The organism is Ruegeria sp. (genome assembly GCF_040830605.1).
Classification (GTDB): domain Bacteria; phylum Pseudomonadota; class Alphaproteobacteria; order Rhodobacterales; family Rhodobacteraceae; genus Ruegeria.
In genome coordinates this window covers 392412-417259 of the sequence record NZ_JBFOMD010000009.1, presented here as the reverse complement: position 1 = coordinate 417259, position 24848 = coordinate 392412, and the positions used below count along the sequence as shown (strand labels likewise).

The following is a 24848-nucleotide window of genomic DNA, read 5'->3' as shown; positions in this document are numbered from 1 at the left end:
GACCATTTGTCTTGATGAGAAAGCCGCTCCAATAGCAACTTCTGGAAAACGGAGGGAAGGCACGAAGCACAGTCGTCAGGCAGTACAACGAGCGCTCGAGAAAGACCTTGCAATACCAAACACCGGCAGAGAAGTTTGCCCAATTTGTTTCGACCATCCGTTGAAGCATCAGCATGGAGCAGACATTCGTCTACGCGATGCCGACGGTTGCTTTGTCCGCTTGGCGTCATTTGAGAGAACTCGCTTGGCCATGGATCACGCCGCCTGTTTTTCCAAAAAAGGCGGGCCAAAGACAGCGCGATCCGCATGACGGCCGCAGAGGCGAAATACGAGACCAACATCGCGCCGGTCATCATCGGCATCGACCTGGCGTCTGGTGAGGATGAGACCGTGATCGCGCCCACCCCGAAACCCAAAGCCACCAAGCGGAGCCGCGCCCGCAAATGATCGGCATGAACAGGCATACGGGCCGGTCGATCGAAGGCGGGGCACATCTGGCGCAATCGATCCATGACATCCTGACGACGCCCAAGGGTTCGCTGGTGATGTTGCGGGACTATGGCTCGGATCTGCCTGACATCATCGACCACCCGCTCAACGGCGAGACGCTGATCGATGCCTACCAGGCGACGGCCGAGGCGCTCGATCTGTGGGAACCGCGCATCGATCTGGCGCGGATCCAGCTGGTCAATGCCGGAGCGGGCTTTGCCGAGTTCGAACTGACCGATGCCGAGGGCAACGTGATCCCAATGCCGATCGATCTCAGTGCCGGAGGTCCGGCATGAGTGGCTTCAGTGCGATCGATCTGAGCAAGCTGCAGGCGTCCGAGGTCATCCAGACCGTGGAATATGTGGCGCTGCTGGCAGAGATGAAGGCCGAGGCGGTGCGCCTGATGCCCGAGCTTGATCCGTTCCTGTCGCTGGAAAGCGAGCCCGCATCGAAGATCCTGCGCGTCTGCGCCTATTTCCGGATGCTCGATCGGCTGGAGTTCAACGACAACGCCAAGGCGCTGATGCTGGCAAAGGCCACGGGCGGTTCGCTGGACCAACTGGCTGCGTTCTGGGGGGTCGAACGTCTGACGGTGCAGGCGGCGGACGATACCGTATCGCCGCCGATCCCGGAGATCCGCGAAAGCGATGAAGCCTTCCGGCAGCGCACGCAGTTGTCGCTGGAGGGGCATACCACGGCCGGGCCGCGCGGCTCCTACATCTTCTGGGCGCTGAGCGCCTCGGGCGAGGTCAAGGATGTGAGTGTCGAAAGGCCGGTGCCAGGGCAAGTGGTGGTCACGGTCCTGTCGCACGCCGATGACGGCACCCCTTCAAGCGGTCTTTTAAACACCGTTGAAACGGCGCTGAACGATGAGGACATCCGCCCGCTTTGCGATACGGTCGTGGTGCAGGCGGTGACCGTGGTGCCCTACGAGGTCGAGGCGGTTCTGACGCTCTATGAAGGCCCCGGCGAGGCCGAGGTTCTGGCAGCGGCCGAGGCAGCACTTGAGGCGTATATCGAGGCGCATCATCGCATCGGGCACGACATCACTCTGTCGGGCCTTTTCGCGGCGCTGCATCAACCCGGCGTCCAGAATGTGCAGATCTCGAAGCCGGTCGCGGATGTCGTGATCGGCTCGGCCGAAGCGGCGTTCTGCATGGCCGATAGCATTGCGGTCACCGTGGGAGGCCGCGATGTCTGATCTGCCGTCGATCCTGCCGCCAAACCGGAGCAACATGGAAGCTTCGCTTGAACAGGCGATCCGGGTCGCAGATCCGGACCTTGCCCCGGTGGCCACGCTGATGAACCCGGATGCCTGCCCAGCCGCCCTGCTGGGCTGGTTGGCGTGGGCGATGTCGGTGGACGAATGGGACCCGGATTGGCCGGAAGAAACCAAGCGCAATGCAGTGGCGGCGTCCGTGGCGATCCATCGCCGCAAGGGTTCGCTCAGATCCGTGCGAGATGCTCTGGCCGCCTTCGGCTTCGGCGCGGCCGCGATTGTCGAGGGCTACGGCGCGTTCACCTATAATGGCGAGTTGACCCATGACGGATCGGAGGATTACGGCCAGCCGGATCATTGGGCTGAATTCCGCGTGTACCTTGAGCGCCCGATCACCATCGACCAGGCGGACCTACTCAAACGCATCTTGCGCAATGTCGCCCCGGCGCGGTGCCACTTGAAGGGGCTGTACTTCACAGAAGCCGCCAACCGTTACAACGCCGCCATCACCTATGACGGCGCATATTCCCATGGAGTTGTCTAGTGACGAACCTTGTTGAAGAGGCCCTTTGGCCGGATGGTATTTACCAGATCGAAACGACCGATCCAGTGCTGGGCGGGCCACCCAATCTCGCGACCAAGGATGGGCTGTCGAATATACAGGCGCAGCAGTTGGCTCAGCGGACACTCTTTCTGAAAGAGGCAATCGGGGCCATGGGTGGCGCGGCGGCGGCCACACCGAATGCAGGCAATTCTCTGAATATCATCGTCAAGGGTGGCATGTACGCTGGTCGCGGCGATACCGAAGGCAACCCCGTGCCTGGCACGGAAGTGCACGCGATGCACACTCAGGGGCCGGACTATGCCAGCCAGACGGCCATCACCCAGGACAACCGGTTCTTCTGGCGGACCCGTGAGAACGGGACGGATATCTGGACGGCTTGGCAAGAAGCTGTGAGCCAGCAAAGCTTCACGGCCAGTGCTTTGCTGGCTTCGGACGGTTACCAAATCCTACCCTCTGGCCTGATCATCCAATGGCGAAGCGTGGAAGTGAATGGGCAGGAAACGGTCACCCTGCCGATAACGTTCCCCAATGATATCTTTCAGGCCATCGTGTCGGATCACATCACGGACGGTTCTGTTGGGAACGCCCACTATCTCGGCACCAACACTCTCACAACCAGCAGCGTCAACGTGGTCAGCCTGAGACACAGCGATCTGACCGCAAGCGGCTCGACCGTGCGTCTGCTGGCAATCGGGCACTGAGGATCGGACAATGACGAAATACGCACATTACGACGCCACCGATGGCCGTATTCTGGGCTTCTACGACACCTCGCTGCACAAGGTGATCCCGGAGCCGAAGATCGAGATCGGCGACGCCGATTGGCCGGGGCGGTTCGACAAGCGGGTTGACGTCTCGGGCGCCACACCTGCGCTCTACGCCTATGTCCCGCCGCCCCCGTCACTAGACGAACAAATGGCCAGTGCCGTTGCCGAAGCCCGGCAGATCGCCGTTGATGTGCGCCAGCAGATCGCGGGGGCCGCAACGGTGCACCGAGCTTTGGCATGGGCGGTCAAGATGCCTTACGCCATGGTCTGGGCCGCGCATGAGGCCGGGGGTGATCCGGCCGGGCCGTTTGCACAGTTCGCCGCCGTGGCCGAGGCCGGGTTCCAGATCGAGGCGGATGTGACCGGCGAGACCGCCGTCGCGATCCGCGATCGGGCAATCGCGAAGAACCGCATGTTCTTCCAGGCCACCCAGCTTGTCGAAGGCATGGAGCGGCTGGCCGAGGATCGCATCCCAGCCGCTGCGGATGCAGCCGAGCTTTCCGACATCATCACCCAGCTCCGGGATCTGCAGGCCGGAGCCATGTCCACACTCGAAACACTCATGGAAGGAGGCACGTAACATGCCCGAGCAGTTTCTTCACGGCGTTGAAGTCATCCAGATCGATGACGGCATCCGCCCCATTCGCACCGTCAAAAGCTCGGTGATCGGTATCGTCGGCACCGCGCCCGATGCGGACGCTGCGGCGTTCCCGTTGGATACGCCGGTTCTGGTCGAAGGCCCGCGTAAGGCCGCGTTGCTCGCTGACGGGGGCACGCTGAAAGACGCCTATGAGGGGATCTATTCGCAGGGGGCCAGTGTGGCAGTCATGATCCGCGTTGCCGAAGGCGCCGACGCCGCCGCAACGCTGGCCAATGTGGTGGGCGATCCCACGGCTGGCACCGGCATCTGGGCACTTGAGGCTTCGGCCAGCACGCTGGATCTGATCCCGCGCATTCTGGTTGCCCCCGGCTTCACCTCGACGGCTGCGGCCGATCCGGCCAGCCCGGTGACCACCAACCTGATCGCGGTGGCGGAAAAGCTCCGGTCGGTGGTGGTTGCGGATGGCCCCAACACCAACGAGACCGACGCCAAGACCGAGCGGCAGAAATGGGGCTCGGATCGCCTGTTCATCGTGGACCCGGCCGTCACGGTCTTTGACACGGTCAGCGCCTCTTATGTCACCCGCCCGGCCTCGGCTTATGTTGCGGGCCTGATCGCCAAGCGCGACATCGAAAAGGGGTTCTGGTGGTCGCCGTCCAACCAGGTGATCAACGGGATCTCCGGCACCACCCGGCCGGTCAGCTTCCATCTGAGTTCGACCGAGACCGAGGCCAACCGCATGAACGAGGCTGAAGTTGCGACGATCGTGCGGCGCGAGGGGTTCCGCCTCTGGGGCAACCGGAGCGCGGGGGCCGACGCGCAGTGGGCCTTCCTGTCGGTGCGCCGCACGGCCGATATCATCTACGAAAGCATCGAGCAGGCGCATCTTTGGGCGATGGATCGTCCGATGTCGGCGCAGCTCTTCGAAGACATCCGGGACGGCGTTCAGGCATTTGGTCAGCAGATGGTCAATGTCGGTGCGCTGCTGGGCTTCAACTGCTGGCTCGATCCCGAGCTGAACACCGAAGCCACGCTGAAGGCCGGGAAGCTCTATCTCGACTTCGACTTTGAACCGCCCGCGCCGCTGGAGCACTTGATCTTCCGGGCGCATCGCGAGGGCGAATATTACGACGAGCTGATCGCCTCGGTCAGCTCGGCAGCATAAGGAGGACTTGCTGTGATGCAGTACCCGCGCACCATCCGGAACTTCAACACCTTCATTGACGGGGTCAGCTATGCCGGCCGCGCCACCGAGGCCAAACTGCCCGAGTTGAACCTGCAGCTCGCCAACCATCGCGGCGGCGGAATGGACGCGCCGATCGCGATCGACATGGGCATGGAAGCCATGAAGGCCGAGGTCACCCTGGCCGAATGGCCGCCCGAGTTGGTCAAGATGTTCGGCGTCCGCCGCCGCCTGGTCCTGCGCCCTGGCGCCATGGGCGAGCATGATTTCTCGGCCGACAGCTATGTCGCCACGATCGGCGGCCGCTGGTCGATGGTCAATTTCGGGGATCTGAAGCCCGGCTCGGACGTGCCCATGAAGCTGAAACTGGAGGTCGATTACTTCCGCATGCTCAAGGACGGCGACGAGCTGTTCGAGATCGACGTCGAAGCGGGCAAGCGCGTGATCGGCGGTGTCGACCAACTGGCCGGTATCCGCGCGTCCATGGGCTTCTGACGCTCTGCTGTGGGGCGGATGACTTCCGCCCTTCAGCCCCTCTTTAAACACCCTTGCTAGAATGGATCTGCACCATGTCAAAACCCACCCAAACCCAGTCCGTGACCCTGTCCGAACCGATCGAGGTCGACGGCAAGACAGTCTCGGAAGTCTCACTGCGCAAACCGATGGCCGGGGAGCTGCGCGGTCTCAACATGCTTGATGTGCTGCGCATGGATGTGTCGGCCATGATCAAGCTGCTGCCGCGCATCACCCAGCCGCCGCTGACCGAGCTGCAGGTGTCGAGCCAGATCGAGCCTGACGACTTCACCGAACTGGCGAGCAAGACCGTGGTTTTTTTCGCCAAGCCCGGGCAGTTGCAGCTGGAGAGCTGAAGCTGCCCGAGGATGTGACCGACGCGATGGCTGACATCGCCTCGGTCTTCCACTGGGGGCCGGATGTGATGGACCGGATGCCGGTCGAGGAACTGGCCCTCTGGCGTGAGAAGGCCCGCGCCCGATCCGAAACCCAGACCGACAGCTGACGAAAGACCAACCTGACCCATGGCCCTTGGCGATCTCAACATTGCACTCATCCTGAAGCTGGTGGACCAGGCGACCGCCCCGGCACGCTCGGCCACGAACGCTTTGCGCAATATCGGGGCCGTGTCCGAACAGGTCGGCCGCAAGGGCATGGAGTGGTCGAACCGTCAGCTTGAGGCCAACCGTGCCCGCAAGGCCGCGCTTCACAGCGAAGCCATGGGCGTGGTTGCCCTGGGCGTCAGCCTGTTGGCGCTGACCGAGCCCGCCATTCAGGCCGAGAAGCGACTGGCCGAAGTCTCCAAGGTGGTCGAGTTTCAGAACGAGAACGGGCTGAGCCTTCTGCAGCGAGACATCCGCGAGTTGGTCACGTCAGGCGGCCTGGTCGCGACGGCCGAGGGCATCACCGATATTGTCGCCGCCGCTGGCCGGATGGGAGTTGTGGACGCCAACCTGCCGGACGCCCAGAAGCGCGCCGAGCTGCTGGAATTTGCCACCGCCGCCAGCAAGATGGCCGTGGCCTTTGGGATCTCGGCCGATGAGGCGGGTACCACGTTGGCCCGCTGGCGGCAGAACCTCAGCCTGTCACAGCAAGAGGCGATGATCCTGGGCGACACGGTCAATCTGCTTGGCAACACCATGGCCACATCCGAGGCCGACATTCTGCAGGTGATCAACCGGCAGGGCGTTGTGGCCAAAACAGCTGGTCTTGCAACCGATGAGATCGCCGCGCTGAGCGCCACGCTGCTGGCTGCAGGGGCCTCGCCCGAGATCGCGGCCACCGGCCTGAAAAACTTCACCAACGCGCTCACACGCGGCGAAAGCGCCACCAGGCGCCAGTCGGCCGTGTTCGACGCGCTGGGGATCGATGCGGTGGAATTGGCCAAACGGATGCAGGAGGACGCAACAGGCGGCATCCTGAGCGTGCTGGAGGCGTTCCAGGACATCGAGCCCTATCGCCGCAACTCGCTGATCGGAGATCTCTTCGGCGAGGAAGCCAAGGGTGCCATCACCCCGCTGGTCGACAACACCGAGATGTTGCGCCAGGCGCTGCTGAAGACGGCCGATGCTTCGCAACTGGTCGGGCTGGTGGAGGCTGAATACCAGCGTCAAGCGGCGACAACCCACGCTCAACGCACCCAGTTCCTTGAGTATCTGAAGGGGCTGTCGGTTGTTGTGGGCACGGTCCTGCTGCCGCAGCTCAACGACCTGATGGCGACGGTCGCGCCGGTCATCACCATGGCCACCGAGTGGGCACAGGCGCATCCCGAACTGATCGGGATGCTGTTTAAGCTGGCGGGTGGGCTGCTGGCTCTGCGGCTCAGCACATTGGCCGTGCGGTTTGCGTTTATTGCGGTTGCAGGGCCGGTGCTTCACTTCATTCGAGCCGCGAGCTGGCTGCTGACGAAACTGCCGGTTGTGGGTCGTATTCTGGCATGGGTGGCAACCGGGCCAATCAAGTGGCTGCTGTCCGCTGTGGCTCTGCTGGGCAAGGCGTTCATCCGGCTTGGCGTCATTGTCCTGGCCAACCCGATCGGGGCGATCATCGCCGCCGTCGCCGCGCTGGCTTACGTGGTCTATGACAACTGGGATGCGATCGTCTCCCACGTTGAGGACAAGATCGAGGCGGTGCGCGCCGCCTTCGATCAAGACCTGTTAAACGGGGTGTTGAAGGTGCTGGCCGAGTTCAACCCGTTCACGCTGGCGGCCGAGGGGGCGCAGGGGCTGGCCGTCTATCTGATGGAGCTGGTGGGCATTCCCGACCAGATCGTTGCGGCCTTCCGGGACATCAGTCTTTTTGAGACCGGCGTGCAACTGATGCAGACGCTCTGGGACGGCATGCTGTCCCTGATCGATCAGCTGGTCAGCTCGATCGGGCGAAAGCTGGCCTCACTCAAGCCGCAATGGCTCAGCGATCTGCAGGCTTGGGTCGGCGGTGGCGAAAGCGGCAATCTGCCGGGGCGCGACAGTGGCGGGCCGGTGCGTGCTGGCGTCCCTTACCTGGTCGGCGAGCGCAGCCCGGAAATCTTTGTGCCCGGCGTCTCGGGCAGCATCCTGCCCGGCCGGGTACTGAAGGCGGCGATGGCCGCGTCAGCGCTGGCGGGACCGGCCGTGGCAGGCGCCCCCACCGAGGCCGAGATCATCAACAGCGTTGATCGTCGGCCGGTGCTGTCGGCATCCGCCGCCGCGCCTCAGATCATTCGGCAGGGCGACACGATCAGCATCTCGATTGTCCCGCCACCCGGGACGGATGAAGAGACGATCGCCCGGATGGTTGCCCGGGAACTCAACCGCCGCCAGGACGAGCGCCGCGCGGATCTGCATGACGGGGTGGACTACTGATGCAACTTGGTCTGGTCATGATGGCGCTCGGTTCCTTCCGCTTCGGATTGTCGAACGGCGCCTATCAACAGTTCTCCCGCAGCGCTGGCTATCGCTGGGGCAAGGTCGATCGGATCGGCCGCGAACCGGCCCTGCAATATACCGGCCCCGGCCTGCAGGAGGTAACGATCGAGGGCGTGATCTATCCGCATTTCAAAGGTGGCTTACGGCAGGTCGAGCTGATGCGCCTGAAGGCGGGCACGGGCCTGCCGCTGATGATGGTCGATGGTCTCGGCTGGGTCTGGAAGCGCTGGGTCATTGTGCGGGTGGAAGAGCGCAAGAGCTACTTCATGCGTGACGGTGCCCCCCGGAAGATCGAGTTCACCCTGACGCTGCAATCCTACGGCTCCGACAGCAGCGGTTTGACGTCGATCGTGGGTGGTCTGCTGTGAAGGGCGTTCCGGCCAAATCCATCGGCGGCATGAAGCCGTGGCTCTGCAGCTACAAGGGCGACAACGGTTTGACCTTTGGCAACACGATCTATGGCACTGACCCGGATCAGATCGAGGCGGATCACGCCGATCGGTTCAGGGATCTGTCGGTGGATGGCGAGTTGCTGGCATCCTTCCCGGTATCTGCCGGGAAAGAGCGCGCGATCCGCCGCCAGGAACGTCAGGGAGAGCGCACGACATGAGCACTTACCGCACGATCGACGGCGACATGGTGGATGCGATCTGCAAGGCCCATTACGGCCGCGAGGACGTGACACCGATGGTCTACGAGGCAAACCCCGGTCTGGCCGAGCTGGGGCCGATCCTGCCCAGGGGCATCCTGATCACGCTGCCCGAGCTGGAACAGAACCCGGTACGCAAGCCAATTCGGTTGTGGGGCTGATCCATGCAGGTTGACTATCGCATTGTCGCGGACGGCATCGACATCACCGAACGGTTCCAGAAACGCCTGGTTAGCCTGGTCATCAACGACGAGGCCGGATCCAAGTCCGATACGGCCGAGATCAAAGTCGATGATCGCGACCATGCCATCGATCTGCCGCCCACCGGCGCGACCTTGCAGATCGCAATCGGCTTTGTCGGCGACCTTGTCGAGATCGGCAGTTACGTGGTGGACGAGCTGGCCGGCGACATCTCACCGGCCACGATGACGATCCGGGCCAAGTCGGCCGACATGCTCAGCGGCATCCGCGCGCGCAAGACCCGCGCCTGGCCGGATTCCTCGATCGAGCGGATCGCGGGCACGATCGCGGGTGAACACGGGCTGAAGCCGGTGATCAGCGACAGCCTCAAGTCCAAGCTCTTCGGCTATCTGGCCCAGACCTCGGAAAGCGATCTGAACTTCCTGACCCGGATCGCGCGGGATCTCGACGCGGTAGCAAAACCTGCTGGCGGTGCGTTGTTGTTCGTAAAACGTGGCAAGGGCAAGTCGGCCGACGGCTCCAGTCTGCCGGTGTACCGGGTGAACCGCACCGACATCTCACGCGGGTCCTGGCAGATCAACGGGCGCGGCCGCTATGGCAGCGTCGTCGCGGAGTGGGGCGAGCGGGGCACCGCCACGGTTCACAAGGTTCAGATCGGGCGGGATGATCCCAAGCTGATCCTGCGCCACCGTCACCCGAACGAAGCTGAGGCGCGGCGTGCGGCCGAGGCGGCGCTGGATCGGTCGCACCGGGCCAGCGGCACGATCGATATCCAGCTCGGCGGCTTCTGGGGGGACCTACTAGCCGAGGGCAAGGTCGATCTCCGGGGCATCAAACCCGAGCTGGAGGGCGAGTGGCTGATCACCCGCGTGCAGCACCGCCTGTCCAGGACGTTGACCACCAGCTTCGAGGCTGAGCGGGACAATGAGAAGGCCCAGTCTGAGTAGTTTCGTGATCGCGACAGAACTCAGCGCGTTGTTACGAGCAATTTGTGGGCGATCTTCAGAGAGCATCCGCGGATTGGGTCAACACCGAGTTTAAGATGTGCCTCGCGCAGGAGGCGGAAATCGCCAAATAGTGTCAACGGTAAGCAAAAGAGCATTTGCCAGTCGGAAAACCGCCGCCGTACAACTTACGTCCGGACAATGTTAAGGTTAGCAGAAAGAAGTACGTCCACGAGAATCATGTTTGTGCGTGCGTTAACCGATAAGCCTGCAACTACAACACAGAATCTGCTTGCTCAAAAAACGTAGCGTTGTCATACAGTTCAATCAAATTTCTGGCAGTACATTTGAAGGGACACTGGCGAATGTCCAACAAGTTGATAGTCCTGTATTCGGGGGGCCGGGTTGGCAATCGGTCACCTGTTTCCGTTCTAGCATTAATAGAGACTGTGCTGGCAAGCTTGGCGGGTTTGTTGATTGTTTGGTCTGGTGAATACTGGATATTGTGGACGTCACTGTTTTTGACGTTCCTTGTTCATCTTCGAAGTGAGAAATCAGTTGTTGAGGGAGTCCGAATATTTGAGAAGGCTTGGGCGAAGCTCGGCGAAAGTGCTCCTTCACGACGATATGTTTTAATAAACCTAGCGGTAGCGTTCGGTATTGCCTTGGCGTGGATTTTTCTGCTTGCGCCTGTTCTTCTCGAGTATTCTGGGTGGATAGGCAGCTATGGAAGCTTGGTGCTAGTTGGTTTTGTTTCGCTTAACATCTTAGTTGCATTCGTGGGTATCACACTCCTGCTTTCGCTCTGCCTTTCAAATGATGAGACGAAAAGAGCGTTATCCGGAGATGAACGGTCGAACCCGATATCGAGGCGCACTCTATTCTGGTCACTGATATTCGGTACCTTGATGCTTCCGGGAGGAGTAGCCGCAGTCACTATTTGCTTCGTGATCGTTCGATCACTAGCGACCTTAAGGTACCTGAAGGCTGGTCTACCAAATTTCGCACAAAACTGGGCCACACTGATGCTGAGGACCGATCTAACAACTGAGCCTGAACTGCTTCCGGGCCTACCAGACCATCACATGTTTAGCTTTGCGAGCGCGAAATCTGATCTCGAACAATCGGGTCGAGACGTTCTCAACCAGTACGGCAACCTGCTACTTCTTGCTATATTTGTCCCGCCAATTTGTTACCGGCTCATGTTGAAGTCCAGCTTTTGGTTCTATGCTCCGTTGATATGGCTTGCCAGTCCGCCGAGTGGGCTTGAGAGAAAGCCAGACGGCACATTCAGGTGGGACCCATCCTTGGCGAGAACACCTATAGACATCGTGTCGGCGCTAGTAGCAATTATAGGTGCATCGATTCTTATCTTTCGTGTGTGGGATCATAAAGCCTACCAAGTTGCTTCGACTTGGGCCAAGGCAAATGACTTTCCGGTATACTGGCCACTTTTGGCGGCAGGCATTAACCCAGTTGGTCTAGATGTATGGTATTTGCTACCTGGCGTAGGAGCTATACTGTCACTCACTGTTTTTTTATGGGCAATGCAGATTTCTGCACGTGTTAGACTAGTTGGGCGTTACCCGGGGCAGTTTTCTTTGCTATGCCTTTATAAACTAAATTCGGCAAAGAACGCCGCAAGTGCTCTAACCGTAATTATCGGGTTTGTTTTCTTGCTTGTTTATTATGGCGCAAACTGCCGGTTGCCCACGTTTTTGCAATTTTTTGTATCGATAATTAGCGATGTTGATTGTGCATTGCCTGATCCTTTATAGATGTGAGCTTCATGACTTGTGAATCGACACATCGGTTATAGCAACGAAGGTCCGCAGTGTTTCTGATGTTTCAGATGGCCGTGGGCGTATGGGATACTGAGAGCTACAGGCTGTGCAGGGAAATCGCGTGGTTGGGCAAGATTAATCAAGACCTGCCTAGTTTCTTGTAGAGTATGAGCTCGCCAAGCTTTTCTAGACATTGAGTAGCACCTGTATGAAGCTTGCATACATCATTCGCTATTTGGGAGTATCAAGTTGTACGATCGAGAATTTTCCGGAAGCTTGGTCGTTGCATGCTCTGGCCCGGCGGTCGCCGAGACCGCGATGACTGGTTTCGGTGAGATGCGTTCTCGGTCTGGTGCAAATTTAAAGTACACGTCTGCGGATGCATGTAAGATACACAGATTATGGTCGAAAGATGGACGGGTCTCCAAAGATGCTCACGCGTTATTGATCGATCCAAGCGCTCAAGAATTCGCTGAAGCCATCGATAGGGTTTCCGATGAAATAGGTGCTTTCCCTCAACAAAAAACAGGCATTGACTTGTATTTTGCTGGTCATGGGCGACCAGGAAACGGGGCACTTGTTTTTAAAGATAATCATGTGACCGCGACTCAGTTCATAAAGTTAGTCAAAAAAAGCTTGGTTAGCGGCGCGGGCGTTAGGGGCCTTAGCATAACCCTTGATAGCTGTTATTCTGGAGCTTTTTTGTTTGAGACGATTGTTGCGTTGCAGAAGGATTGTGATCTGCAGCTTTATGACGCCCTTTGCTCGTCAATGCATGATGAAAAGTCGTGGGAACTTTCTTTCTTGGGACACGGTGCCTTCACATACGCGCATTTAAATAAAGGCAACAAATACGTGGACCCTATCAAATTCGCACAAGCAATTGATGAGCAAGACGATAGCATGATCGCAAAGTACCTTCAGGGTGTGGTTGCATCAAACGCCGATCCAACAGCATTTCTGACTCGCGGCCGACAACACTCAATTGATTGTGTTCGAGGGGGGGATATCGACGCAGGAACACGCGGAAGGATCGATGTCAGCGATTTGGACTGGCCTCTCGATGTTCCAAAGATAGTCGACGGGCTGCAGCGAAGTATCAGATAACAGTTTGTCAACACGGCAGTTACTGCCGTGATGGAAATGTGGTTGGGCGCAAAAACTGCTTGAAACAGCGGGCTGCGCTGCAAGGCTTCCTATCAGATGACGATCCCACATACATCTTGATAATCTGCTACGCAAACGAAGGCCAACATGATGACTATGGCCCGGTAAGGGTCTTATCCCTCAGAATCGTCTTGCTGCAATTTTGTGTGTCAAACGCTGAAAAAAGTTCTGTCACGCTACAGCCAGATGATAACCTGCTGAAAACACGCGATAATAGGCGAGCAAATATTCGGTGTGTGATTTTAGGGAAAATCATGGCTGGGGTGGTAGGATTCGAACCTACGATACACGGTACCAAAAACCGCTGCCTTACCACTTGGCTACACCCCAACGGTGAGCGGCTATCTACGCGTGTTGAACTTGGGGTTCAAGAGCCGCCCGCCAAAAAAATGTCGCCCAAAGTGCATTTTTTGGCCGGGTCAGGAATCGGTTCTGATCAGCACCGCGCCGGTGCGTCCACCGGCCTCGACCTCTTCGTGGGCGGCGGCGGCGTTGGTCAGGTCGTGCACTGATTGAATCGGGCAATCGAGAGCGCCTTCCTTTAGCGCGCGGGCCAGTTGCGCGATGGTTCGGGCACGGATTTCAGGGGATTGAAGATAGATGAGAACCATCTCAAGTGTCACGGACTTGAACATCAACGGGTAGAAGGGCAGGGGCGGGGTCATCGCCTTGGCCGATCCATAGGTGTTGATACGCCCGTTCTCGGCGATGACAGCGGCATCGGTTTCCGCGTTCCGGCCGAATTCCACTTCGACGATTCGATGTACCGGCTGGCCGCTATTGGCATCGAGAATCTGCTCGGCCAGATCGGGGGTGGCGTAGTCCAGCGTGGCATCTGCTCCAGCGGACCGCGCCCGGTTCAGGCTGCCACTGCCGGCGGTGGCGATGACCCGGGCGCCGCCCCATTTGGCGAGTTGCACGGCAAGATATCCGACGGTGCCTGCTCCGCCCTGGACCAGTACCGTCTGCCCGGCAATGTCACCGCCCGAGAACACTGTGTGGCAGGCGGTCAAGCCGGGTATGCCCAGAACCGCACCGGTTTCCAGCGAGGCTGAGTCCGGCAGCCGGACGGCCTGTTCCGATGGCAACGCGATCTGTTCTGCCGCAGTGCCGAACGGGCGTTGCCACTGGCCGTTCCAGATCCACACCCGCTCTCCGATCCGGCCTTCTAGCACGCCCTCGCCGACGGCGGAGATTATGCCCGACCCGTCGCTATGCGGTACGATCACGGGGTAGGGCGGCTTGGTCACGCCGGGTCGGGCGCCTGCGCGGGCTTTTACATCGGACGGGTTCACGCCAGAGAACGCAACATCGATCAGCACCTCGCCGGGTCCCGGAGTGGGGCTTTCGAGATCTTCAATCTGTAACACGTCTCGTGCCGCTCCGAATACGCGATAGGTGATGGCTTTCATTGTGGCGCCTCTGCAAATGCCGTGACGTCCACCCTAGCCGGGTCGGCGGCGAATGCTAGGCTTGTTCCTGTAACAGGGAGGATCCGACATGAAGGCACTGCGCACACCGGACGACTGTTTCGAAGGGCTGAAGGATTATCCCTTTGCCCCGAACTATCTGGAGGGGGACGATACCGAAGGCGGCACTCTACGGGTGCATTATGTGGATGAAGGTCCGCGTGATGCGGCACCGGTTCTGGCGATGCATGGCGAGCCGAGTTGGTCCTACCTCTATCGCCATATGATCCCGCGTTTTGCCGCTGCGGGGCATCGGGTGATTGCGCCGGATCTTGTGGGCTTTGGCAAGTCAGACAAGCTTGCGCAGCGCGAGGATTACACCTATGCCCGCCACGTGTTCTGGATGGGTGAGGTTTTGCGCCAGCTCGACCTGACCGGCATTACGCTGGTGTGTCAGGACTGGGGCGGGCTGATCGGGCTGCGGCTCTGGGCCGAGATGCCCGAGCGGTTTGCCCGCGTCGTGGTCGCCAACACGGCGTTGCCGACCGGGGACCAGCCGTTGGGGGAGGCGTTTGCCCTGTGGCGCACATTCAGCCAGGAGGTGCCCGATTTCAACGCGGGCCGGATCGTTTATGGCGGGACTGTTTCGAAGCTGTCCGACGAGGAGGTCGCGGCCTATAACGCCCCATTTCCGAATGACAGTTACAAGGCGGGTGCACGGCAGTTTCCGATGCTGGTACCGGACCGGCCGGGCGATCCGGCGGCGGAGCCGAACCGCCGGGCGTGGCAAGTGATCCGGGGGCTCGACACGCCGGTGCTGACGGCATTTGGCGCCGAGGACAAGATCATGGCCGGGATCGACAAGGTGTTTCAGACCCTGTGTCCCGGCGCGGCGGGGCAGCCGCATGTGGTGCTGCCGGGGGCGGGTCACTTCCTGCAAGAGGATGTGGGTGAGGCGCTGGCGGACCTGACGAATGACTTCATCGCCCGCACGTCCTGAGTACGGGGCAGATCAGTCGCGTAACTCGGTGGCGTCAACGCCCCACAGGTTGCTTTTGCGGGTCCATCCGCGATAGCCGCCCGCCGATATGCGGCACCAGTCGAGACTGCATTTGCCCAGCCGCGCGACGACCCCCAATTCGAAATGCGCGTTGATCGGCGCGTTCTGATCCGGGCTGGCATAGACCGGCAGCATGTCCTGCTCGACCAGCACGGTGCGGACGCCGGACAGCAGCGCGTAATGCACCCAGCCGCCGGCGCCGTCGCGGTCCTGGACCTTGCGCCAGTTGCCGTATTCGGCGGTGATCTGCAGCGGCATGTCGCGGCGCTTGAACACCCAATCGATTCGATGGGTCAGGGACGGGCCCCGGCGCACATTGCCCTCAGCCGCTTTCATCGAGACATAGCGTGGCAGCGGCAGGTTGGTGACCTGACCGCGCTGCGCCTCGGCGCTGGCGGCCTGGGCGCAGAAAACGAGAAAGAGAAACGAAAACGCCGCCAGACACTGGCGTTTCACCGATACCGACTGCCTCACTGTCTGTCCGCTCTTATGCCTGTTGACCCGGGTCGGAAAAAAGGCTGCGTCAATTCCGCTTGGGGTTCTTGTGCCCCGCCTGATCCTGCGCCACGATGCCATGGCGCGCGCCTGAATGCAAAGCTGTGGGAGAGCTCAAGTGGCAAGAGAACGTCTGAGTGTTGTCGTTACGCGACGGTTGCCCGAGGCGGTGGAAACGCGATTGAGCGAGCTTTTCGATGTCGCGCTGCGTGAGGATGACACGCCGATGACGCGCACCGAACTGGTCGCTGCGGTCAAGTCTGCCGATGTGCTGGTGCCGACCGTGACGGATACCATCGACGCGGGTCTGATGGGGCAGGCGGGTGAGCAATTGCGGTTGATCGCCAACTATGGCGCCGGGGTGGACCATATCGACGTGTCCACCGCGCGGCAGCGGGGCATTCTCATCTCGAACACGCCCGGGGTTCTGACCGACGACACGGCGGACATGACCATGGCGCTGATCCTTGCCGTGACCCGCCGCATCCCCGAGGGGCTGTCGATCATGCAGAAAAGCGAATGGACCGGCTGGGCGCCCACGGCGCTGCTGGGCGGGCGTATCGGCGGGCGACGCCTTGGCATTCTGGGCATGGGCCGCATCGGGCAGGCGGTTGCCCGCCGGGCCCGGGCCTTTGGCATGCAGGTGCATTACCACAACCGCCGCCGCCTGCGCCCCGAGGTCGAGGATGAGCTTGAGGCGACTTATTGGGACAGTCTCGACCAGATGGTGGCGCGGATGGATGTGATCTCGGTCAATTGCCCATCCACGCCTTCGACCTTTCACCTGATGAATGCGCGGCGTCTGAAACTGATGAAGCCGTCGGCGGTGATCGTGAACACGTCCCGAGGTGAGGTGATCGACGAGAATGCGCTGACCCGAATGGTCCGCTCGGGCGAAATCGCGGGGGCAGGGCTGGATGTGTACGAACACGGTATCGACGTGAACCCCCGCCTACGGCAACTGCCCAATGTGGTGCTGCTGCCGCATATGGGCTCGGCCACGCTGGAGGGGCGGATCGAGATGGGGGAAAAGGTGATCATCAACATCAAGACCTTCGAGGATGGCCACCGCCCGCCCGATCAGGTGGTGCCCTCGATGCTGTGAATTCGACACCCGGCCATCGCGCCGGGTGTTTTCGTCTCAGGTAGAAAGGCGAAACTCCGCCGGTGGGCTTGCAAGGCTCAACCGTTGATTGTGACCCCCGGGTTCGGCTGGCAGGATCGCCTGAGTTATCAGCAAAAAATTGGGAGGGAAGAATGCGCGTTGGATTGATTTCAGGTCTGCTTTTGTCTGCCATGACTACCATTGCCCCGGCCTTGGCGCAGGAAACCGCCGACGCGGTGGCACCCGAAGCCGCGGCCACCGGGCAGGTTCAGGCCCTGTCGCCCGAAGCGACGGCGGCGCAAGAGGCCAAGGCCAACGGTCAGCCGGTCGAGGCGCAGAACTGGATGGCTGCTGCCGCCAATCCGCTGGCGGTCGAGGCCGGGGCCAATATCCTGCGCGCAGGTGGCACGGCCGCTGATGCGATGGTTGCAGTGCAGGTCGTTCTGGGGCTGGTCGAGCCGCAATCCTCGGGCCTTGGCGGCGGGGCGTTTCTGGTCTGGTACGATGCAACATTGGGTGAGATGACGACGCTCGATGCCCGCGAAACTGCCCCGCGCGCGGCCACGCCGACGCTGTTTCAGGATGAAAATGGCGAGCCGCTCAAATTCTTCGATGCCGTGGTCGGCGGGTTGTCCGTCGGTACACCGGGCACGCCCGCCCTGCTGGAAGAGGCGCATCGCCGCTGGGGTAGCAGCCCATGGCCAAGCCTCTTTGCCGATGGCATCCGGCTGGCCGAGGACGGGTTTGCCGTCTCGCCCCGTCTGGCCGGTCTGGTCGAGGGCGATGCCGAGCGTCTGTCCCGGTTCCCTGCTACGGCGGAGTATTTCCTGCCCGGCGGGACTCCTTTGGCCGAGGGCGATCTGCTGAAAAACCCGGCCTATGCCGAAACCCTGCGCGTGCTGGCGGCAGAGGGCGCGGCGGGGTTCTATGGCGGCGACATTGCCGCTGGGATCGTCAACACGGTGCGGTCCGCCCCGGGCAATCCGGGCGTGCTGGCCGGGATCGACCTGGCGCTCTATCAGGTGATCGAGCGTGAGCCGGTCTGCGCGACCTATCGCGCTTACGAAGTCTGCGGCATGGGCCCGCCATCCTCGGGCGCGCTGACCGTCGGGCAAATCCTCGGCACGCTCAACAACTACGACCTTGCCGCACTTGGCGCCGACAGCACCGAAGCCTGGCGCCTGATCGGCGACGCCTCGCGCCTCGCCTTCGCCGACCGGGGCCGCTATATGGCCGACAGCGATTTCGTGCCGGTGCCCACAAGCGGACTGGTCGATCCGGACTATCTGGCCGGGCGTGCGGCGCTGCTGAATGCCGAGGCCGCGCTGCCGGAAGTTTCGGCGGGCAGCCCCGAGTTCGACCACGCGCTGATCTGGGCCGATGACGAGTCGATCGAACTGCCCTCGACCTCGCATATCTCGATCGTGGACGCGCAGGGCAATGTCTTGTCGATGACGACAACCATCGAGAACGGTTTCGGCTCGCGGCTGATGACCAACGGATTCCTGCTGAACAACGAGCTTACTGATTTCTCGTTCCGCAGCCATTCGGACGGCGTGCCCATTGCCAACCGGATGGAGCCGGGCAAACGTCCGCGTTCGTCGATGAGCCCGACCATCGTGATGCAGGACGGCAAGCCGGTGCTGGCCATCGGCTCGCCCGGCGGCAGTCGGATCATCGGCTACGTGGCCAAGTCGATCATCGCCTGGGCGGACTGGGGCATGGACGTGCAGCAGGCCCTGGCGCTGCCGCATCTGGTCAACCGGTTCGGCACCTATGATGTGGAAGAGGGCACCTCGGCTGCCGATATGGCTGACGCGCTGACCGCGCTGGGATATGAGGTCAACGCCCGCGACCTGACCTCGGGCCTGCACGCCATCGAGATCGGCGACACCCTGCGCGGCGGCGCCGATCCCCGGCGCGAAGGCATCGCGCTGGGCGAGTGACCGGCCTTGCCCCGGCCTGCGGGCTGGGGCAAAACCGTTCCATCAGGGGAGGGAACGGACATGGTTCAGGCCAGCGCACTGCCACGCAACGAGGGCGGCATCGAGACTGTCATAGGCATCCTGAAACAGCGCTTCGGTGACCGGCTGCAAACCGGCGCCTCGATCTGCGAGCAGCATGGCCACACGACAACCTGGATTCAGAACCAGTCGCCCGATGCGGTTGTGTTTCCGCACTCGACCGACGAGGTCGCGGAGATCGTTCAAACCTGCGCGGCCCACAAGGTGCCCGTCATCCCGTTCGGCACCGGCACCTCGCTTGAAGGGCACGTAAACGCGCCGGCTGGTGGGATCTCCATGGATCTCACCCAGATGAACCGCATCCTTTCCGTGCATCCCGAGGATCTGGATTGCGTGATCCAGCCCGGCGTGACCCGCGAGGATCTGAACATCCACCTGCGCGATCAGGGCCTGTTCTTTCCCATCGACCCGGGCGCCAACGCCTCGCTGGGCGGCATGGCCGCGACCCGCGCCTCGGGCACAAATGCGGTGCGCTATGGCACGATGAAAGACAATATCCTCAGCCTCGAAGCGGTTATGCCCGATGGACAGATCATCCGTACCGGCCAGCGCGCCAAGAAATCCTCGGCAGGCTACGACCTGACACGGCTGCTGATCGGGGCCGAAGGCACCCTCGGCATCATCACCGAAATCACCCTGCGCCTGCAGGGCATCCCCGAGGCGATCAGCTCCGCCCGCTGCTCGTTTCCCACTGTCGACGCCGCCTGCCGCGCGGTGATAATGACCATCCAATACGGCATTCCGGTGGCTCGGATCGAGCTGCTGGACGAACGCTCGGTTAGCGCCGCGAACGCCTATTCCAAACTCGACCTTCCCGAAACGCCGCTGCTGCTGCTGGAGTTCCATGGGTCTGACGCGGGCGTGGTGGAACAAGCCGAAACCTTCGGCCAGATCACCGAGGAATTCGGAGGCTCGGATTTCGCCGCCACCACCTCGACCGAGGAGCGCAACAAGCTCTGGCAGGCGCGCCACGACATGTACTGGGCCTCGCTGCAACTCCGACCCGGCGCCAGCGGTATCTCGACCGATGTTTGCGTCCCGATCTCACGGCTGGCCGAATGCGTGACGGCAGCGCAGGAGAAAACGGCCGAGCTGGGCCTGCTAGCCCCCATCGTGGGCCATGTCGGCGACGGGAATTTCCACACACTGCTGCTGATCGATATGGAAAATGCCGATGAGGTAGCCAACGCCGAGACCTTCGTCGGCTGGCTCAATGATCTGGCCATCTCGATGGATGGCACCTGTACCGGTGAGCACGGGATCGGGCAGGGCAAGAAACCTTATCTGGAAAAAGAGCTTGGGGCCGCCACGCAGTATATGGCGATGATCAAGACTGCGCTCGATCCTGACAACATCATGAACCCCGGAAAAATCCTGCCTGGTTGACCTGGGCACCACGACGATCTTCCGGGGCACAAGCCCTGCTTCTTCTTGCCCAAAATACGCATTCCCGGCCAAATGCCGCCGCATAATCGGCAGGTGCGGGGCGCCAAGGTCGGTTTTGCACATTTTTGCGTCGGATGGACTTGGCGGTTCGTGGCGGGCTTGGGCATAAACCGTGCCAAACAGACTCAATCCGGAGAGCGGGCACATGAAAACCCAAGTCAAAGCACTGGTCGTTGGCGGTGGCGCCGTCGGCACCTCGATTGCCTATCATCTGGCCAAGGCGGGCTGGGACGATGTGATGCTGATCGAGCGGGACGAGCTTACGTCGGGCTCTACTTGGCACGCCGCCGGTCTGCTGCCGCTCTTCAACATGTCCTATGCGACGACCCACATCCACAAATACTCCGTCGACTTCTACAAGACGCTCGAGGAAGAGACCGGCCTGAACGCAGGTTTCGCCGTTGTCGGCAACCTGCGCATGGCGCAGACGCAGGAGCGTATGGACGAATACATGCTCTACGCGTCCACCGCCGAGACCTGTGATGTCGCTTATGAATGGCTGACGCCCGAGCAGATCAAAGAACGTTGGCCGCTGATCGAAACCAGCGACCTGAAAGGCGCGATCTATCACACCGAAGACGGCTACATTAACCCCGCCGACGTGACTCAGGCGATGGCCAAAGGCGCCCGCCAGCGTGGTGTCGATATCGTGCGCAAGATGCAAGCGGACGCCTTCCATTGGAACGGCACCCATTGGGAAGTTACCTGCACCAAGATGGTCGAAAAGGGCGGCAACCTGGTCGAGAGCGACGAGCAGGTGGTGATCACTGCCGAGCATGTCGTGACCGCATCGGGCAACCACGCGCAGCGCACCGCCAAGATGCTGGGCATCAAGATGCCTGCCATTCCGGTCGAGCACACCTTCATCGTCATGGACAAGGACCCCGAGCTGGTCAAATGGCGTGAGGCAGGCAACCCGGAACACCCCGTTGTGCGCGACGCGGATAACGAATCCTATGCGCGTGAAGAGCGTGGCGGTTGGATCCTGGGTATCTATGAACACGGTGCGCCCGCGCGTTTTGAGCATGGCGTGCCGGACAGCTTCCGTGCCGATCTGTTTCCGCTCGATCTGGACCGGATCGCAGATCAGTATATGGCAATGGCCGAGCGCGTCCCGTCCTGCGCTGAATCCGGCCTGAAAGACGATTTCAACGGCCCGATCTGCTACACCCCCGACGGCAACCCTCTGGTTGGCCCGGCTCCGGGCCTGCGCAACATGTGGCTGGCTGAGGGCTTCAGCTTCGGTATCACTGCCGCGGGCGGCACCGGCTACTATCTGGCGCAGATGATGGTCGATGGCGAAGCCGAGGTCGACATGGCCTCGTTGGACCCCAAGCGCTACAGCAGCAATTGGATGACCACCGAGTTTGCCGCACGCAAAAACGAAGAGTGCTATGAGCACGTCTACATCCTGCACCACCCGGATGAAGAGCGTGAAGCCTGCCGTCCGCTGCGGACCGTGCCGGCCTATGACCGTCAGAAAGCGCGTGGCGCGCAGTTCGGCTGGGTCAATGGCTGGGAACGTCCGAACTATTTTGGTCCGCTGGACGCGCCTGACAATTTCGACAAGGAAAGCCGTTCGTTCCGCCGTGGTGGCTGGTGGCAATATGCCGTCGAAGAAGCCAAAGCGATCCGCGAAGGCGTTGGCCTGATCGATGCGTCGGCCTTCACCAAGCATGTCGTCAAAGGCCCCGGTGCGACCCGGTTTCTGGATTGGTTCACCTGCAACAAGCTGCCCAAGGTCGGACGCATCAACCTGACCTACGCGCTGACTTCGCTCGGCACCACCCGCACCGAATACACTATCGTCCGCAATGGTGAGAACAACTACTACGTCGTCTCCGCCGGAGCCTGGACCGAGTACGACGCCGACTATCTGCGCAAGGCCGCCGAAGACAAGATGGAGGAGTTCGGTTACATCGAAATCCAGGACGTGACCACGCAGTGGGGCGTTTTCGCCATCGCCGGACCCAAGTCGCGCGACGTTCTGAAAGAGGTCATCAAAGACGCCGATCCGGAAACCGCACTGTCCAACAAACGCTTCCCGTGGCTGTCGGCCCGTCAGATCGAATTGGGCATGTGCCCGGTCAACGCGATCCGCGTGGCCTATACCGGTGAGCTGGGTTGGGAACTGCATCACCCGATCGAGATGCAGAACTACCTGTTCGATCTGCTTGAGAAGGCTGGTGAGAAGCACGGCATGAAGCTGGTCGGTGCCCGTGCCCAGAACTGGCTGCGTCAGGAGAAATCCTATCGCGCCTTCGGCACCGAGTTGGGTCGCGACGCGACACCACTGGAGGCCGACCTGCCGCGCTTTGTCGATCTGTCCAAGGATTTCCACGGCAAGGCCAAGCTGGAAGAGACCGGCGTGCGCGTGAAATGCTGCACCCTTCTGATCGACGGTCCGGAGGATGCCGACCCGTGGGGCCGCGAGGCGCTCTATACGCCGGAAGGTGAGCGCGTGGGTCGTCTGACCTCGGGCGGTTACTCGGTGGCGTTCGAGAAATCCATCGGCATGGGCTACATCAAGCCCGAGCTGGCGGTCGAGGGCACCAAGCTTAAGGTCAAGATGCAGGACAAGCTGTGGGATGCTGTCGTCACCTGCGACAGCCCTTACGATCCCAAGAACGAAACCATCCGCAAGGATGGGTGAACGCCGCCCCGTGCGAATGGCGGTCCTCGCGTTTTGCGCGGGGATCGCTCTGTTGGCGACGGTCTTCTACCGCGCCAACCCGGTAACCGAGGCCGCTCGCAACTATGCTGGGGATGTCGCCACCGCCAGCGCCGGCATCTACGTCTCGCTCAGGACATTGAACGCGGTTCTGTCCGCCGCGCAGGAGGTCGAGGTCGGAGGCTCGCTGGTCGCCTCCGCTTCGGCTCAGCCATTCCGGTTTCTCGAACCGATTGACGACACCGTGGAGCGGATTGCGTCCGTCGTGTTCAACGTCATGATCGTGACCGGGGTGCTGTCGGTGGCGATGGGGCCTGTCAGCGCGGTCGGTGCCGGGATGGTGGCCGTAGCGTTATGCATATGGATGATGGATCGGGGGATCGGGCGGCACGATGTGGTCGTGGCGCTGTCCCGGCGTCTGGTGTGGTATGGCCTGTTTCTGGCCCTGGCGCTGCCGGCTGCGTTTCTGCTGTCCGGCGTTCTCGCTGACGGTCTGACCCGCGATGTCTGGGACGAAAACGCAGCGGTCATTGCCGAAATCAGCGCCGAGGCCGAAGGGGCGATGCCAGAAGGTGCCACTCCGGACGGTTGGTGGCAGAACCTGAGCGGTGCGATGGAAGAGGCGGAGCGGTATCAGGAAATCGTCAGGAACGTGTCGGACCGCGCGGATGACCTGCTGCGCAGCTATGTGGCCATCCTCGCGGTCTTCATCTTCAAGATTCTGGTGTTGCCCGCACTGCTGGTGGGCGCGTTCTTTGTCATCGCCCGATTCCTGTCGCGCGGGGGCAGGGCGCTTTAGCCGCCTTCTTTCATTCTCTGAAAGTCCCGGAGCGTGACCGCGCCGTCGCCGTCATGGTCCAGCTTGACGAACCAGGCCTCGGTTCCTTCGTGGAACTCGGCCTTGCTGACCAGACCATCTCTGTCCGCATCGTTGAACTCGCGCTTCAAGGCATTGGCCGGACCCTTGAACGATTTTGGCATGTCATTGGCTGCGATGTCGGCGGCGCGGGTCTCATCAAACAGGTCGTATTCCGCGACATCAAGGTGGTCGTTTTCGTCCGCGTCGAACATGTAGAACACGTCCATGCGCTTTTCGCGCGCCTCGTCCAGTGTCACGGTGCCATCCCCGTCTGCATCCCAGTTTTCGATGAAATGAGCACCGCCCTGTGCCATGGCCATCCCGGCCAACAGACAGAATGCGGGGAGCGCGATTGTTAGGCCCTTCATCTCGAAATCCTTCCTTTTCGGTTGGTGTCTGGTCTCAACGGCCGGCATCGCCCGGCCCGTCGGCGCCAAATCGCCGCAGGTCATGCGCTCGACAATTCGTCGAAGCATTCCAGTGCCTTGGCGGCGTACATCATCGACGGGCCGCCACCCATCTGGATGCACATGCCCAGCACATCCGCGACCTCATCCCGGTTAGCGCCTGCCTTGACCAGCGCCTCGGTGTGCAACGAGATGCAGGGCTCGCAGCGGATTCCGACCGAGATGCCGAGCGCGATGAATTCCTTGGTTTTGAAGTCCAGCACGCCGCCCTCTTTGACCGCCTTGCCCAGCGACCCAAAGGCCCGGGCCGTGTCCGGCATGGCCGTGTTTAGGTTGCGCAGACCCGCACGTGTGGCGGACAGTTTATCGTTCCAGGTCACGGAT

Annotated in this window: 28 protein-coding genes and 1 tRNA gene; 24 read left to right on the top strand and 5 right to left on the bottom strand. The window is 61.2% G+C overall.

Translation table 11 applies throughout. From position 1 onward, the window contains the following. The 18 genes from AB3N21_RS15940 to AB3N21_RS15855 form a co-directional block, all read left to right on the top strand. Nucleotides 1–310 (top strand): hypothetical protein (locus AB3N21_RS15940; RefSeq protein WP_367936137.1); only part of this gene is annotated, 310 nt, incomplete at its 5' end. Further along, nucleotides 307–447, top strand: coding sequence for a hypothetical protein (locus tag AB3N21_RS15935; protein WP_367936136.1), 141 nt, complete (start codon nucleotides 307–309; stop codon nucleotides 445–447). The genes AB3N21_RS15940 and AB3N21_RS15935, both read left to right, overlap by 4 nt. 5 nt (nucleotides 448–452) lie before the next feature. After that, entirely contained in the window at nucleotides 453–785 is a 333-nt protein-coding gene (locus tag AB3N21_RS15930) for a GPW/gp25 family protein (protein WP_367936135.1), read from the top strand. Beyond that, a complete protein-coding gene (locus tag AB3N21_RS15925) occupies nucleotides 782–1690 on the top strand; it encodes a baseplate J/gp47 family protein (RefSeq protein WP_367936134.1) in 909 nt (302 codons plus the stop codon). The genes AB3N21_RS15930 and AB3N21_RS15925 overlap by 4 nt, the downstream gene beginning before the upstream one ends. Then, nucleotides 1683–2252: a phage tail protein I gene (locus AB3N21_RS15920; protein WP_367936133.1), complete on the top strand. Its 570-nt coding sequence runs from the start codon at nucleotides 1683–1685 to the stop codon at nucleotides 2250–2252. The genes AB3N21_RS15925 and AB3N21_RS15920 overlap by 8 nt, the downstream gene beginning before the upstream one ends. Continuing rightward, on the top strand, nucleotides 2252–2974 hold the full coding sequence (locus AB3N21_RS15915; protein WP_367936132.1) for a hypothetical protein: 723 nt from the start codon (nucleotides 2252–2254) through the stop codon (nucleotides 2972–2974). The genes AB3N21_RS15920 and AB3N21_RS15915 overlap by 1 nt, the downstream gene beginning before the upstream one ends. Nucleotides 2975–2984: 10 nt before the next feature. Next, on the top strand, nucleotides 2985–3620 hold the full coding sequence (locus tag AB3N21_RS15910; RefSeq protein ID WP_367936131.1) for a hypothetical protein: 636 nt from the start codon (nucleotides 2985–2987) through the stop codon (nucleotides 3618–3620). Between the two features lies 1 nt (nucleotide 3621). Then, nucleotides 3622–4806, top strand: coding sequence for a phage tail sheath subtilisin-like domain-containing protein (locus AB3N21_RS15905; protein ID WP_367936130.1), 1185 nt, complete (start codon nucleotides 3622–3624; stop codon nucleotides 4804–4806). Between the two features lie 15 nt (nucleotides 4807–4821). Beyond that, complete coding sequence (locus AB3N21_RS15900) at nucleotides 4822–5319, top strand: phage major tail tube protein (RefSeq protein ID WP_367936129.1); 498 nt, start codon at nucleotides 4822–4824, stop codon at nucleotides 5317–5319. 74 nt (nucleotides 5320–5393) lie between these two features. Next, a complete protein-coding gene (locus AB3N21_RS15895) occupies nucleotides 5394–5693 on the top strand; it encodes a phage tail assembly protein (protein ID WP_367936128.1) in 300 nt (99 codons plus the stop codon). 26 nt (nucleotides 5694–5719) lie between these two features. Beyond that, on the top strand, nucleotides 5720–5842 hold the full coding sequence (locus AB3N21_RS15890; RefSeq protein WP_367936127.1) for a GpE family phage tail protein: 123 nt from the start codon (nucleotides 5720–5722) through the stop codon (nucleotides 5840–5842). 19 nt (nucleotides 5843–5861) lie between these two features. After that, a complete protein-coding gene (locus AB3N21_RS15885; protein ID WP_367936126.1) occupies nucleotides 5862–8180 on the top strand; it encodes a phage tail tape measure protein in 2319 nt (772 codons plus the stop codon). Next, on the top strand, nucleotides 8180–8611 hold the full coding sequence (locus AB3N21_RS15880; protein WP_367936125.1) for a phage tail protein: 432 nt from the start codon (nucleotides 8180–8182) through the stop codon (nucleotides 8609–8611). The genes AB3N21_RS15885 and AB3N21_RS15880 overlap by 1 nt, the downstream gene beginning before the upstream one ends. Further along, the gene (locus tag AB3N21_RS15875; RefSeq protein WP_367936124.1) at nucleotides 8608–8853 is read left to right on the top strand and encodes a hypothetical protein; all 246 of its coding nucleotides are present in this window, start codon (nucleotides 8608–8610) and stop codon (nucleotides 8851–8853) included. The genes AB3N21_RS15880 and AB3N21_RS15875 overlap by 4 nt, the downstream gene beginning before the upstream one ends. Further along, entirely contained in the window at nucleotides 8850–9053 is a 204-nt protein-coding gene (locus AB3N21_RS15870) for a tail protein X (RefSeq protein WP_367936123.1), read from the top strand. Before AB3N21_RS15875 ends, AB3N21_RS15870 begins: the two co-directional genes overlap by 4 nt. Nucleotides 9054–9056: 3 nt before the next feature. Continuing rightward, nucleotides 9057–10040 (top strand): contractile injection system protein, VgrG/Pvc8 family, encoded by a 984-nt coding sequence (locus tag AB3N21_RS15865; RefSeq protein WP_367936122.1) that lies wholly within the window; start codon nucleotides 9057–9059, stop codon nucleotides 10038–10040. 1199 nt (nucleotides 10041–11239) lie between these two features. Beyond that, nucleotides 11240–11815, top strand: a complete 576-nt coding sequence (locus tag AB3N21_RS15860; protein WP_367936121.1) for a hypothetical protein — start codon at nucleotides 11240–11242, stop codon at nucleotides 11813–11815. Nucleotides 11816–12070: 255 nt separating this feature from the next. Then, a complete protein-coding gene (locus AB3N21_RS15855) occupies nucleotides 12071–12928 on the top strand; it encodes a hypothetical protein (RefSeq protein WP_367936120.1) in 858 nt (285 codons plus the stop codon). A 315-nt stretch (nucleotides 12929–13243) separates the two neighbouring features. Here the strand turns inward: AB3N21_RS15855 and AB3N21_RS15850 are convergent. Together AB3N21_RS15850 and AB3N21_RS15845 are read right to left on the bottom strand one after the other, a co-directional pair. Beyond that, nucleotides 13244–13318, bottom strand: a tRNA-Gln gene (locus AB3N21_RS15850). An 89-nt stretch (nucleotides 13319–13407) separates the two neighbouring features. Then, the gene (locus tag AB3N21_RS15845; protein WP_367936119.1) at nucleotides 13408–14400 is read right to left on the bottom strand and encodes an NADPH:quinone reductase; all 993 of its coding nucleotides are present in this window, start codon (nucleotides 14398–14400) and stop codon (nucleotides 13408–13410) included. Nucleotides 14401–14488: 88 nt separating this feature from the next. On the opposite strand from AB3N21_RS15845, the gene AB3N21_RS15840 reads away from it, so the two are divergent. Next, a complete protein-coding gene (locus AB3N21_RS15840; RefSeq protein ID WP_367936118.1) occupies nucleotides 14489–15397 on the top strand; it encodes a haloalkane dehalogenase in 909 nt (302 codons plus the stop codon). 12 nt (nucleotides 15398–15409) lie between these two features. On the opposite strand, the gene AB3N21_RS15835 is transcribed toward AB3N21_RS15840, so the two are convergent. Then, nucleotides 15410–15898, bottom strand: a complete 489-nt coding sequence (locus AB3N21_RS15835; RefSeq protein WP_367936148.1) for an SH3 domain-containing protein — start codon at nucleotides 15896–15898, stop codon at nucleotides 15410–15412. 172 nt (nucleotides 15899–16070) lie between these two features. Between AB3N21_RS15835 and AB3N21_RS15830 the strand changes: the two genes are divergently transcribed. From AB3N21_RS15830 to AB3N21_RS15810, 5 genes are all read left to right on the top strand, one after another. Beyond that, nucleotides 16071–17057: a 2-hydroxyacid dehydrogenase gene (locus AB3N21_RS15830; RefSeq protein ID WP_367936117.1), complete on the top strand. Its 987-nt coding sequence runs from the start codon at nucleotides 16071–16073 to the stop codon at nucleotides 17055–17057. 152 nt (nucleotides 17058–17209) lie between these two features. Next, complete coding sequence (gene ggt / locus AB3N21_RS15825; protein WP_367936116.1) at nucleotides 17210–19003, top strand: gamma-glutamyltransferase; 1794 nt, start codon at nucleotides 17210–17212, stop codon at nucleotides 19001–19003. A 60-nt stretch (nucleotides 19004–19063) separates the two neighbouring features. Continuing rightward, complete coding sequence (locus tag AB3N21_RS15820; RefSeq protein ID WP_367936115.1) at nucleotides 19064–20467, top strand: FAD-binding oxidoreductase; 1404 nt, start codon at nucleotides 19064–19066, stop codon at nucleotides 20465–20467. 205 nt (nucleotides 20468–20672) lie between these two features. Further along, nucleotides 20673–23180: an FAD-dependent oxidoreductase gene (locus AB3N21_RS15815; protein WP_367936114.1), complete on the top strand. Its 2508-nt coding sequence runs from the start codon at nucleotides 20673–20675 to the stop codon at nucleotides 23178–23180. Nucleotides 23181–23196: 16 nt separating this feature from the next. Continuing rightward, entirely contained in the window at nucleotides 23197–23997 is an 801-nt protein-coding gene (locus tag AB3N21_RS15810) for a hypothetical protein (protein WP_367936113.1), read from the top strand. Here the strand turns inward: AB3N21_RS15810 and AB3N21_RS15805 are convergent. After that, nucleotides 23994–24425, bottom strand: coding sequence for an EF-hand domain-containing protein (locus AB3N21_RS15805; RefSeq protein WP_367936112.1), 432 nt, complete (start codon nucleotides 24423–24425; stop codon nucleotides 23994–23996). The genes AB3N21_RS15810 and AB3N21_RS15805 overlap by 4 nt on opposite strands. 80 nt (nucleotides 24426–24505) lie before the next feature. Continuing rightward, nucleotides 24506–24844: a carboxymuconolactone decarboxylase family protein gene (locus AB3N21_RS15800; protein WP_367936111.1), complete on the bottom strand. Its 339-nt coding sequence runs from the start codon at nucleotides 24842–24844 to the stop codon at nucleotides 24506–24508. Nucleotides 24845–24848: the final 4 nt, after the last annotated feature.